Origin of the sequence: Halomonas sp. SL1 (genome assembly GCF_003030865.2) — a bacterium.
GTDB classification, from domain to species: Bacteria; Pseudomonadota; Gammaproteobacteria; order Pseudomonadales; family Halomonadaceae; genus Halomonas; species Halomonas halophila.
Genome location: NZ_PYUQ02000019.1, coordinates 95,953 through 107,645, shown reverse-complemented (window position 1 = coordinate 107,645; position 11,693 = coordinate 95,953). Strand labels below are relative to the sequence as shown.

At 68.8% G+C, this 11,693-nt stretch carries 11 protein-coding genes; 6 read left to right on the top strand and 5 right to left on the bottom strand.

All coding sequences use genetic code 11. From position 1 onward, the window contains the following. The first annotated feature begins 1 nt into the window (after position 1). On the top strand, positions 2-1,141 hold the full coding sequence (locus tag C9J49_RS13085; protein ID WP_258394060.1) for a hypothetical protein: 1,140 nt from the start codon (positions 2-4) through the stop codon (positions 1,139-1,141). 192 nt (positions 1,142-1,333) lie between these two features. Here C9J49_RS13085 and xthA read toward each other — a convergent pair whose 3' ends face one another. Beyond that, on the bottom strand, positions 1,334-2,164 hold the full coding sequence (gene xthA, locus C9J49_RS13080) for an exodeoxyribonuclease III (RefSeq protein WP_107182376.1): 831 nt from the start codon (positions 2,162-2,164) through the stop codon (positions 1,334-1,336). A 3-nt stretch (positions 2,165-2,167) separates the two neighbouring features. Beyond that, positions 2,168-2,404: a hypothetical protein gene (locus tag C9J49_RS13075; protein WP_035596714.1), complete on the bottom strand. Its 237-nt coding sequence runs from the start codon at positions 2,402-2,404 to the stop codon at positions 2,168-2,170. A gap of 161 nt (positions 2,405-2,565) precedes the next feature. On the opposite strand from C9J49_RS13075, the gene C9J49_RS13070 reads away from it, so the two are divergent. Both C9J49_RS13070 and dinG read left to right on the top strand, forming a co-directional pair. Continuing rightward, a complete protein-coding gene (locus C9J49_RS13070) occupies positions 2,566-3,846 on the top strand; it encodes a DEAD/DEAH box helicase (protein WP_046079709.1) in 1,281 nt (426 codons plus the stop codon). Positions 3,847-3,991: 145 nt separating this feature from the next. Further along, positions 3,992-6,127, top strand: a complete 2,136-nt coding sequence (dinG, locus tag C9J49_RS13065; protein WP_046079708.1) for an ATP-dependent DNA helicase DinG — start codon at positions 3,992-3,994, stop codon at positions 6,125-6,127. Positions 6,128-6,167: 40 nt separating this feature from the next. On the opposite strand, the gene C9J49_RS13060 is transcribed toward dinG, so the two are convergent. Both C9J49_RS13060 and C9J49_RS13055 read right to left on the bottom strand, forming a co-directional pair. Next, positions 6,168-6,767: an SCO family protein gene (locus tag C9J49_RS13060; protein WP_107182375.1), complete on the bottom strand. Its 600-nt coding sequence runs from the start codon at positions 6,765-6,767 to the stop codon at positions 6,168-6,170. Positions 6,768-6,778: 11 nt separating this feature from the next. Further along, positions 6,779-7,639, bottom strand: coding sequence for a cytochrome c oxidase assembly protein (locus C9J49_RS13055; protein ID WP_107182374.1), 861 nt, complete (start codon positions 7,637-7,639; stop codon positions 6,779-6,781). Positions 7,640-7,798: 159 nt separating this feature from the next. On the opposite strand from C9J49_RS13055, the gene C9J49_RS13050 reads away from it, so the two are divergent. Next, complete coding sequence (locus C9J49_RS13050; protein ID WP_107182373.1) at positions 7,799-8,683, top strand: hypothetical protein; 885 nt, start codon at positions 7,799-7,801, stop codon at positions 8,681-8,683. Between the two features lie 52 nt (positions 8,684-8,735). Here C9J49_RS13050 and C9J49_RS13045 read toward each other — a convergent pair whose 3' ends face one another. Beyond that, positions 8,736-9,815, bottom strand: a complete 1,080-nt coding sequence (locus C9J49_RS13045; protein WP_035596727.1) for a 3-deoxy-7-phosphoheptulonate synthase — start codon at positions 9,813-9,815, stop codon at positions 8,736-8,738. A gap of 336 nt (positions 9,816-10,151) precedes the next feature. Between C9J49_RS13045 and rpoE the strand changes: the two genes are divergently transcribed. Together rpoE and C9J49_RS13035 are read left to right on the top strand one after the other, a co-directional pair. After that, positions 10,152-10,757: an RNA polymerase sigma factor RpoE gene (gene rpoE, locus C9J49_RS13040; protein WP_035596730.1), complete on the top strand. Its 606-nt coding sequence runs from the start codon at positions 10,152-10,154 to the stop codon at positions 10,755-10,757. A 193-nt stretch (positions 10,758-10,950) separates the two neighbouring features. Continuing rightward, positions 10,951-11,673 carry a sigma-E factor negative regulatory protein gene (locus C9J49_RS13035; RefSeq protein ID WP_046079703.1) on the top strand — a complete coding sequence of 241 codons (723 nt, stop codon included), beginning with the start codon at positions 10,951-10,953 and terminating at the stop codon, positions 11,671-11,673. Positions 11,674-11,693: the final 20 nt, after the last annotated feature.

Here is an 11,693-nt window from a genome sequence, read left to right as displayed (position 1 = left end):
CATGACGCCGACACGCCCGCTGTGCCTGCTCGCCTGGCTGCTGCTGTCCCCGCCCGCCCTGGCGGCGCCGACCCTGTCCGGGGCGCGCATCGACGACCTTCAGGGCCTCGAGCAGCGCCTGGGGCAGTCCGAGTATGCCGCCGTGCGCGAACGCGCCCTGAGCCAGGCCGATCGCCTGGCGGGCGGCAATGCCTCGGACCGCTGGGCCCGCGCCCTCTACCTGCAGCTCGCCGCCAGCGCTGCGGCGCGTCTCGACGATCCGCTGGCCGCCGCCGGTCATCTGGCCGAGGCGCGTGGCATCCGTGGCGTCGAGCGCGCCCAGGCGGATCGCTGGCTGCGCCAGGAGGCGGGACTGCGCCTGCGGGGCGATCAGCCCGAGCGGGTGAGGGCGCTGCTCGGCGACTGGTTCCAGCGTCACGCCGGCACCCGCGAGGATCACTGGCTGATGGTCCAGCTGCTGGCCGCCGAGGCCGACTGGGACGACGCGGCGCGCTGGGTGAATCGCGCCCTGAGTGGCGGCGAGCCGAGCGAGGCGCGTGCGACGCTGGCCGCCACCGTGCTGCAGCGTGCCGGCGACGAGGGCGGCGCGCTGGCGCTGATCGAGCGGCGTCTCCAGGGCGCCGACGGCGATGCCGAAACCTGGCGCCGGGCGGCCAGCCTGGCCCAGCGCCTGGGCGATCCGGGTCGGGCTGCGGCGATCTGGGAGGCCGGCTGGCGCCGCGGCGTGCTGTCGGGCGCCGAGGACCTGCACCAGCGCATCCGTCTGCACCTGGCCGGCGGCACGCCGGCGCGGGCCGCCGAGCTGCTGACTGTTGCTCTCGAGGAGCAGTCGCTGCCGGACGATCTCGAGCATCGCCGCCTGCTGGCGCGTGCCTGGCAGGCCGCGCGCGATCACGACGAGGCGTTGGCTGCCTGGCGCGACGTCGTCGAGCGCAGCGGGGCCGGCGACGACTGGCTGCGGCTGGGCGAGCTGGCCTACGGCTGGGGCGAGTGGGACATCGCCGGCGAGGCGCTGGCGAAGGCGCGTGATCTGGGTGAGTCCGAGGCGGAAGACTGGCTGTCGAGCCTGCCGGAGCAGGAAGGCGGTGAGGCAACAGGCGGGACCGAGGATGAGGCGGTGAATGCCGGGGGCAAGGCGTAGCGAGGGTTTTTGCCAAGGGTGAGGCGATCCTCGCCGAACGGGCTGGCCATGGATGGCCAGCACCGGTCCTTCAAGCGGAGCAGGATGCGAGAGTGCTGAAGGGCAAAAGTAGCGCCCAGGGAAGGGTTTACAGCGCCTCGTGATGGTCCGGCACCCCGAGGCTTGCCGCCGGGCAAGCGCTTCGCGAGATGATTACGCCTCGAATTCGGTCCACACGGGGGCGTGGTCGGACGGCTTCTCCATGCCGCGCAGCTCGTAGTCGATGCCGGCGTCGCGCACCCGGCCGGCCAGCGGCTCCGTCACCAGGATGTAGTCGATGCGCAGGCCGCGCTTCGGGTCGCGGTCGAAGCCCTTGGAGCGGTAGTCGAACCAGCTGAAGCGGTCGTCCACCTGCGGATGGCAGAGCCGGTAGCTGTCGGCGAGGCCCCAGGCCTTGATGCCCGCGAGCCACTCGCGTTCCACCGGCTGGAAGCTGGTCTTGCCCTCGCGCAGCCAGCGCTTGCGGTTGGGCTCGCCGATGCCGATGTCGATGTCCTCGGGCGAGATGTTGAAGTCGCCCATGATCGCCAGGCGCTCGTCCGGGGCGTGATGCTCGTTGAGCAGGCGCGACAGCTGGGCGTAGAACTCACGCTTGTGCGGGAATTTCACCGGATGGTCGACGCTTTCGCCCTGGGGAAAGTAGCCGTTCCACACCGTCAGCGGCTCGCCGCCGTCGATGCGCAGTCGCGCGCCGATCAGCCGGCGCTGGGCCTGTTCGCCGTCATCGGGAAAGCCGCGATGGATCGCTTCCGGGCCGTCCGGGCACTGCTCGTTGCAGATCATCAGCGCCACGCCGTAGTGACCCTTCTGGCCGTGAAAGTAAACGCTGTAGCCCAACGCCTCGACGGCCTCGACCGGGAACTCGCTGTCCAGGACCTTGGTCTCCTGCAGGCCGATCACCGCCGGACGATGTGCGGCGACCAACGCCTCCAGCTGATGCAGCCGGGCGCGAATGCCGTTGATGTTGAATGACACCAGGCGCATCGGTCAGTCGTCCTTCTGCTCGGGCTTGTCGGGATGGATGGCGATCTTCTGGCCGCTTTCCTGGCGGGCCAGCTTGCGCTCCGCCTGCAGCTTGCGCTGCTGGCGCTTCTTGTCGGTGTAGCGCCGCGACGAGGTGACCTCGTCGGGGTTCTCGTGGCGCCACTGCTTGTAGTCCTTGCGCCGACCGGTGCGGATGGTCACCTTGTCGGCGATGGAACGGCTCTTCTTCCTGCGTGTCATGACACGGCTCCTCTTTCGATGGGCGCCATTCTAGCAGTCGGACGCTTCCCTTCGACAGCGGACGCGCCCTCGGCGCCCGAGACTGGTACAATGCGCGTTTGCGTCACGCATCGCTGATCGATGCACCTCCATCCACGAACATGGACGAGACAGCACAGCCTATGAGCGAGTCGGAACAGACCACAGCACCGGCCCAGACCGAGAACCGCAAGCCCAAGCGTCGCCGCCGCAAGCCGCGTCGCCGCCAGTCGAACTGGGATCTGCGCCAGTTCCAGGTCCCCGCCGTGGCGGGCAAGTGGCGCTTCCACGATTTCGACCTGCCGCTGCCGCTGATGCGTGCCATCCATGCCCAGGGCTTCGAGTACTGCACGCCGATCCAGGCCGAGGCGCTGACCCACACGCTGCTCGGTGGCGACGTGGTCGGCAAGGCCCAGACCGGCACCGGCAAGACCGCCGCCTTCCTGATCTCGATCCTCGCCTACTTCCTCGAGGAAGAGGCCCCGGACGGCCAGAAGCCGGGCGCGCCGCGGGCGCTGATCGTGGCCCCGACCCGTGAACTGGCGCTGCAGATCGAGAAGGACGCCAAGGCCCTGGCCCGCTTCACCAAGCTCAACGTGGCCAGCGTGGTCGGCGGGATGGACTACCAGAAGCAGCTCGAGGGCCTCGGCCAGCAGCTCGACATCCTGGTGGCCACCCCGGGCCGGCTGCTGGACTTCCATCAGAAGCGTGACGTCGATCTGACCCAGGTCGAGGTGCTGGTGCTCGACGAGGCAGATCGGATGCTCTCCATGGGCTTCATCCCCGACGTGAAGCGCATCATCCGCCATACGCCCAAGCCCGAGGAGCGCCAGACCTTCCTGTTCTCGGCGACCTTCACCGAGGACATCCTCAATCTGGCCAGCCAGTGGACCCGCGATCCGGCCCACGTGGACATCGCGGTCACCGTCGATAACGCCGCCGATATCGATCAGCGTGTCTATCTGGTCGGCGACGAGGACAAGGCGAAGCTGCTGGTGAAGCTGCTGCAGCAGGAGAGCTTCGACCGGGTGATGGTGTTCGGCAACCGCCGTGACCTGGTGCGCAAGCTTGACGGCCTGCTCAAGGACGCCGGCATCAATGCCGCCATGATCTCCGGCGACGTGCCCCAGAACCAGCGCATCAGCACCCTCGAGAAGTTCCGCGAGGGCGAGATCCAGGTGCTGGTCGCCACCGACGTGGCCGGCCGTGGCATCCACATCGAGGACGTCAGCCACGTCATCAACTACACCCTGCCCGAAGATCCGGAGGACTACGTCCACCGTATCGGCCGCACCGGCCGCGCCGGCGCCAAGGGTGTCTCGATCAGCTTCGTGGGCGAGGAAGACGCCTTCTCGCTGCCGGAGATCGAGCGCTTCATCAACGACAAGCTGCCCTGCGAGCATCCGCCGGAAGGGCTGCTGTAAGCTCTTAGCTTTAAGCTTGAAGCTGGAAGAGAAACACTCCGGCTGTGCCGGGCGCCAGCGCTTTCTCCGAGTGGCGTTGGGGTGACTTCCAGCTTCCAGCTTCCAGCTTCCAGCTTCCAGCTTCTGGCTTCCAGCTAGGATTTTTATGCTAGACGAGGCCCTGAAGGGCGAGATCCAGGGCGCCTATCGCAAGGTGCTCGACGGCCTCGACCTCACCCCACGCTACGGCCAGCGGCTGATGATCGCCGAGATCGCCCGCACCCTGGGCGGCATCGAGGCCGATGACGCCGGCCAGCGCACCAGCCACGAGCACGTCTGCGTGCTCGAGGCCGGCACCGGCACCGGCAAGACCCTGGCCTATCTGCTCGCCGCGCTGCCGGTGGCCAAGGCCCATGGCAAGCGGCTGGTGGTGGCCACTGCCACGGTGGCCCTGCAGGAGCAGGTGCTGCACCAGGACCTGCCGGCGCTCAAGGCCCACAGCGGGCTCTCCTTCAACTTCTCCCTGGCCAAGGGCCGCGGTCGCTACGTCTGCGTGGCGCGCCTCGACCAGGCCATGGACGGGGGCGAGGACGACAATCCCACCCTGTCGCTGTTCGAGCAGGCCCTGGACAGCGGCGGCGACGATTTCCAAGAGCTCGTCCAGTCCCTCGGCGAGGCCTACGGCAACGGCCGCTGGGCCGGCGATCGCGACAGCTGGCCGGAGGGCATCGACGACGCCCACTGGCGCAAGCTGACCGTCGATCATCGTCAGTGCACCAATCGCCGCTGCGGACACTACGGTGCCTGTGCCTTCTTTCGCGCACGGCGCGAGCTGGACAGCGCCGAGGTGATCGTCGCCAACCACGACCTGGTGCTGGCCGACCTGGCCCTGGGCGGTGGTGTGGTGCTGCCGGACCCCGGCGACTGCATCTACGTCTTCGACGAGGGCCACCACCTGCCGGACAAGGCGCTCAACCACTTCACTCATCGCTTCGCCGTGGGCCATGGCCTGCGCTGGCTGAGCACGCTCAAGAAGTCGCTCACCGAGCTCAACCAGGCGCTGGCCGTGCAGCCCACGCTGGCGCGCCTGCTCTCGAGCCTGCCGCCGCTGTTCGAGGGGCTTGAGCCGCGCCTCGGCGACGCCTTCTCGCTGGGCCATCAGCTGGCCGGGCGTCCCGAAGGCCTGGGCGATGGCGAAGACAGCGCCCAGCATCGCTTCGAGATGGGCCGAACCCCCGACGCGCTGCGCGAACAGGCCGACGGCCTGGTGACGATGTTCGCCGAGCTGTCGCGGACCCTGGAGTCGATGGCCGATATCCTGCGCGAGAGCCTGGACCCGGAGAAGTCCACCGGACTGCCCAAGGAGCAGGCCGAGCCCTGGCTGCCGCTGGTGGCGCTGCTCCACGGCCGCGCGCTGGAGGCGCATGCCCTGTGGCAGGCCTTCGCCGAGACCGATCCGGAAGGCGAGCCGCCCCGCGCCCGCTGGCTGACGCTGGAGCGCTTCGGCGGCGACCCGGAGCTGACCTTCTCGGCGAGCCCGGTGTCCGCCGCCCATACCCTGGCGAAGTCGCTGTGGGGGCGCTGCTTCGGCGCCGTGGTGACCTCGGCGACCCTCACCGCCCTGGGCCGTTTCGAGCGGCTGCAGGAGCGAGCCGGACTGGCCAATCGCTATCGCTACCAGAGCCTGCCGAGCCCCTTCGACTACTCCCGGGCGGTGCTCAGCGTGCCCCGCGAGGCGGCCGACCCGTCCGACCGCGAGGGCCACGAGCGCGCCATCGTCGACTTCGTCGAGGCGCTCGGAAAAGACGAGGCGGTGCTGGCGCTGTTTTCCTCCCGCGCCCAGCTGCGTGCCGTGGAACGCGCGCTCTCGGAAGGCACGCGGGAGCGGGTGCTGGCCCAGGGCAGGCTGCCCAAGCGCGAGCTGGTGGAGCGTCACCGGGCGAAGATCGACAAGGGCGAGGGCAACATCCTGTTCGGCCTGGCGAGTTTCGCCGAGGGCATCGATCTGCCCGGCGACTATCTGACCCATGTGATCATCACCCGGCTGCCGTTCGCGGTGCCCGACGACCCGGTGGGCGCCACGCTGGCCGAATGGATCGAGCGCCAGGGCGGTAACCCGTTCATGCGCATCAGCGTGCCCGACGCCTCCATCAAGCTGGTCCAGGCCTGCGGCCGGCTGATCCGCAAGGAGGCCGATCGCGGTCGCATCACGCTGCTCGACCGCCGCGTGCTGACCCGCCGCTACGGCCGCGCGCTGCTGGATGCGCTGCCGCCCTTCGTGCGCGAAATCGACGGCCAGTAACGGGGCGTCTTCGCTCGCCGGCTTTTACACTCTTGTAAGATCACCCTTCCTCGGCGAGCAGCCGCTCGAGGTCGTGTCGCACGGCCTCGGGGGCGTCGCCGTCGCGGATCAATAGCCGCGCCTCGCCGTCCCGGTCGAAGGCGAAGACGCCGCTCGGATGGGAAACGGCATAGCCGCCGGCGGCGTCCTTCTCTCCATAGCCGTAGGTCACCCGATAGCGCTTGGTAAGGGCGTCGAGCTGCGCCCGGCTGCCGGTCAGCCCGACGATGGCCGACCCGAAGGCCTCGGTGTAGGCCGCCAGCCGCTCGGGGTCGTCCCTGGCCGGGTCGACCGAGACGAACAGGATCTGCATATCGTCACGGGCCTCGGGGGGGAGGTCTCGCACCTGGCCGGCGAGCCGGGCCAGGGTGATCGGGCAGACGTCGGGGCAGTGCGTGTAGCCGAAGAACAGCAGGGCGACGCCACCCCGATAGCGGTCGGCCTCGACCGTCTCGCCGCGTTCGTCGACCAGCGTGAAGGCGAGCGGCGGCATCAGCGAGGCGATGTCCTTGGTCCGCCACTCCGGCTCGCCGCAGCCGGCCATGACCAGCAGGGCGAGAAGGAGGAGTGGCGCGCAGCAACGAGGCGGGGCGGGGGGCATGGCATCTCCTTTCAATGGGCCTGGGGCCGGGTCGGCGATGGCGTGTGGTCTGTCGCCTGGTCGCCACGGCGCAGCTGTCGCAGCACGATCAGGGTGCCGATCACGCTCATCATGGTGGCCGGAATCCAGGTGATCAGCCCGCCGATCTGCTGGTCGACCAGCGGTGCCAGCGGCCAGGCGCGCCCGCACACCTCGTAGACGTCGAACAGCACCGTGGGGCTGAAGGTCAGGTAGGCGCCGAGCAGGATCTGCGGCGGAATCACCACCAGCAGCAGCAGGATGCGCTTCCCGGGGCCTAGTCGGCCATGAGGCGTCAGCACCAGCCACCAGAACAGCAGGCCGTCGAGCAGCATGCTCCAGTTCATCAGCTGGTAGAGATGACGGCTGAGCATGGCGTCGAAGTGCACCGACGGGATCAGCCAGAAGTAGATCAGGCCGACGAACAGCAGCGGTGCGATGAGCGGATGCTGCAGTAGATCCAGCAGCGGGCGGGCGAGGCGGTGCGCCGAGGACGCCCAGGCCGGCAGCCCGGCGGCCAGCACCCGGGGCGGCGCGGCCAGCACCAGCAGGAAGGGCGCCGCGTGGTGCAGCACCAGATGCTGAGCCCGGTGGGGAAAGAACATGTACTGGGCGAGGTAGTCGTAGCGGGTCTGGCTCACGACGTAGATCAGCGTCAGGCCGATCAGGAAGGTCGCGGGTCGCAGCCACCCCAGTGGCGAGACGTCCGGGTCGAGCGCACGCAGATGACGCGCGCCGCGCCAGTAGAGGCCGAGCGCCGCCAGGCAGGCCAGCCCCCATAGCGGCTCGAATTCCCAGGGCGCGAGCCAGTGCAGCGCGGTCGCGAGGATCGAAGGTTCCGTCGACTCGGGCATCCGGGCTCCTCGTGGCGGGCGGCGCCTTTCGCCTCAAGCTAGCCGAGGCATGCCGGGCCGGCAAACGGGCCGCTCCACGATCGTGTCGACGCTTGAAACCCGTGCCAGCGTTGGTCACCATCCCGCGCTCGTGGATCGCGCCTACCGACAGGAGACCCGATGAAACTGATCCTGAGCCGCAAGGGCTTCGATACCTCCGCCGGCGGGGTGCCCAATCCGATCCTGCCCGACGGCCGGCTGCTGGCGCTGCCGATTCCCGATGCGCAGTCGGTGATGCCCTATGAGGCGATCACGCAGCAGGGCGAGCCGCTCGGGCCGCTGGTGCAGGATCTGACCCGGTGGCGTGTCTCGCCGGGTGACGGGGCGCATCTGGATCCCGATCTGCGGGCCGATCAGCATCCGCGCCCGGCAGGCTGGATGCCACTGTTCGGACAGCGGGGCGCGGCCCAGAGCCATCTGCGCAACCAGGGCGTGGGGGCGGGCGACCTGTTCCTGTTCTTCGGGCTGTTTCGGCCCGTCGAGCGCGTCGACGGTGGCTGGCGCTTCGTGCCCGAGGCGCGGCCGCGTCACCTGTTATGGGGCTGGCTGCAGGTGAGCGAGGCGCTGACGTTGGGCGACCACCTGCCGGCGGGGCTCGAGTGGGCGCGCGAGCATCCGCACTGCCAGCGGCTCGGCGAGCCGCGCAATGCGCTCTATATCGCGCGTCACGCACTGGCGCTGCCGGACGGTGAAGGCGGCGGACTGCCTGGGGCAGGGATCTTTCCCGGGGAAACGCCCCGGCAGCGGCTGACCGCGCCGGACGCCGAGACGGTATCGCAGTGGCGCCTGCCGGGCTGGTGGCATCCCGACGAGGGGCGGGCGCCGCTGACCTATCATGCCGACCCCGGGCGCTGGGAAAGGCGCGGCGACGAGGTCGCGCTGCAGGCCGTGGCGCGAGGGCAGGAATTCGTGCTGGACGCCGATCAGTATCCCGAGGCGATCCCCTGGGCGCGGGAGTTGATCCGCGAACACGGTGCGCTGGAGCAGGATGCCCGTTCAGGGTGATACAACGCAGAGGGCCCGCCGAATGGCGGGCCCTTGTCGTGTCAGGCGCAGGTCAGGCGGCCTGGCAGCGCTTGGCCAGCGCCGGGGCCAGCTTGTCGTTCATGGTCTTGAAGGCCTGTTCGGTGGCGTCCCAGTCGATGCAGGCATCGGTGATGGAGACGCCGTAGGTCAGCTGGCTCAGGTCCTCGGGGACCTTCTGGTTGCCCCAGCCGATGTTGGACTCGACCATCAGGCCGATGATCGAACGGTTGCCTTCAAGGATCTGGTTGGTGACGTTCTCCAGCACCAGCGGCTGCAGGCTCGGGTCCTTGTTGGAGTTGGCGTGGGAGCAGTCGATCATGATGTTGGGCGTCACCCCGGCCTTCTGCAGCTCCTGCTCGGCCAGCGCCACGCTGACGCTGTCGTAGTTGGGCTTGCCGTTGCCGCCGCGCAGCACCACGTGGCCGTAGCGGTTGCCACGGGTGCGGATGATCGCCACCTTGCCGGCCTGGTCGATGCCCAGGAAATTGTGCGGATGGGCGACCGACTGCAGGGCGTTGACGGCCACGTCGAGGCTGCCGTCGGTGCCGTTCTTGAAGCCCACTGGGCCGGACAGGCCGGAGGCCATCTCGCGGTGGGTCTGGGACTCGGTGGTGCGCGCACCGATAGCCGACCAGCTGATGCAATCCTGCAGGTACTGGGGAGAGATCGGGTCCAGGGCCTCGGTGGCCAGCGGCAGGCCCATCTCGGCGAGTTCGACCAGCAGGCGCCGTGCGATGTGCAGGCCTTCCTCGATCTCGAACGAGCCGTTGAGATGCGGGTCGTTGATCAGCCCCTTCCAGCCCACGGTGGTGCGCGGCTTCTCGAAGTAGACGCGCATCACGATATAGAGGCTGTCCTTGACCTCGTCGGCCAGACGGCGCAGGCGGCGCGCATAGTCGAGGGCGGCATCGACGTCGTGGATCGAGCAGGGGCCGACCACCATCAGCAGGCGGGGGTCGCGGCCGTCGAGGATGTTCTGGATGACCTGACGGCCCTCGATCACCGTGCGCTCGGCCTCCTCGGAGAGCGGGATGTCCCGCTTGAGGTCGGCCGGCGGGAGGAGGACGTCCTCGGCCAGGACGTTGAGGTTGTTGACCTGTTGCTCGGACATGGAATTCTGCTACCTGTATCGTGTCAGCGCTGATGCGGTATCAAGCGACTACTATCGCCCGCGTGACGGCCAAATTCAATCGAAGACGGAACTCCCCGGGCGCTTGAGCTGTCACATCGCCCCGCTGGCGGTCCCATGGGTCGCCTCGCCCGGACGGGCGCCTGTGGTGGCGTCCAGGCTTGATGCCGACCGGCGAAACAGGAACACTTGGTCTCCCGCCGAGAACGGCGCACGCTCACCCCAGGGTCTAGGTTGATACATATGGAAGCGACACCCGTCTCATCGCGACGCCCTCTCGAGGCGCCGCGGCAAGCTCCCGCCACGGGGAGGCGCTGAATGAGCCACCGGGAAACCGACCAGCAACTCGTCGAGCGCGCACAGAAGGGAGATACCCGCGCCTTCGACCTGCTGGTGAAGAAGTACCAGCACAAGATCATCGGCCTGATCGGTCGCTACGTGCACGACCACGCCGAGGTTCAGGACGTGGCCCAGGAGGCATTCATCAAGGCCTACCGGGCGCTGGGCAAGTTTCGCGCCGAGAGTGCCTTCTATACCTGGATGTACCGCATCGCCATCAACACCGCCAAGAACCATCTGGTCTCCAAGGGGCGCCGTCCGCCGGGCAGCGACATGGACATCGTCGATGCCGAGGTGGTCGACCATAGCGGCCGGCTGGCCGACATCGAGACGCCGGAAGCGGCGATGGCGCGGGACGAACTGCAGACGGCCGTGTTCGAGGCCATCGAGGCGTTGCCCGATGACCTGCGCACGGCAATCACCCTGCGCGAGCTCGACGGGCTGTCCTACGAGGACATCGCCAACATCATGGATTGCCCCGTCGGCACGGTGCGCTCGCGCATCTTTCGGGCCCGGGAGGCCGTGGATCAGCACATCCGGCCGCTGGTCGCCACGTCGCGCAACCAGGAAACGGTCACCGAATGAGCCGAATTTTCACCGTTTTTGCCGATTGGCTGAACTGTCGGGCGACAGTGACGTCATATGCGGTGACCGATCCGTACACGATGAGGCAGGGGCCTCTCGACATGGCCGGCATGACGGCCAGTGTGGTCGGGAATCCGGGCTTCCAACAGGCTGCAAGGCAGTGTCGCCTTGACGATTGTGAGGGTGTAGAGACATGAGTCAGAACGCACGGGAATCGCTTTCTGCGCTAATGGACAACGAGGGGGACGAGCTGGAGCTGCGGCGCGTTCTCAAGTCGCTGGATGACGAGCCCGATGCGGCGGATGCCTGGCGCCGCTACCATCTGATGCGCAGTCTGATGCAGCGCGAGAATGAGGCCGATACCTCGGTGGATCTCTCGGCGGGCGTCATGGCTGCCCTGGAGGACGAGCCGGCACCCATGGCCGAGCCGTCGAAGGCCGCGCGTCGCTCCCTGCCGCTGGGGCGCAGCGCCGGCATCGCCGCGGCGGTGTCGCTGATGGTGATCACCGGGGTGCAGTTCTACAACGGCGCTTCCCCGCTGGGCGGTGGCGAGGCGCCGGTGGCGACCAACGCCGGGGTTTCCGGCGCCGGTGCCACCGCCGCCGCGACCCGCGCCTCTTCCGGGCTGGAGGCGCTGGGCGGCGGTAACGCGACCTTCGGCCAGGGGGCGTCGCTGGTCGACATGCCGATGTTCCCGGGCGGCAGCGCCGGCGAACAGGGGCTGATGACCGTCGGTGCCGGCGCGCCCATGGTGCTGTCGCCCGCCCAGCGTCAGTCGCTGCGGATGGATCGCCAGCAGGCGCTGCTGTTGCAGTCCTACCTGGATCGTCATGCCGAGGGTGCGGCGGCCACCGGGGGCGATTCCTGGATGCCCCTGCTGCGGGCCTCGGGAAGCGAGTCGCTGGGGCAGCGCTGATGGCGTCCCGGCGAAGGCGG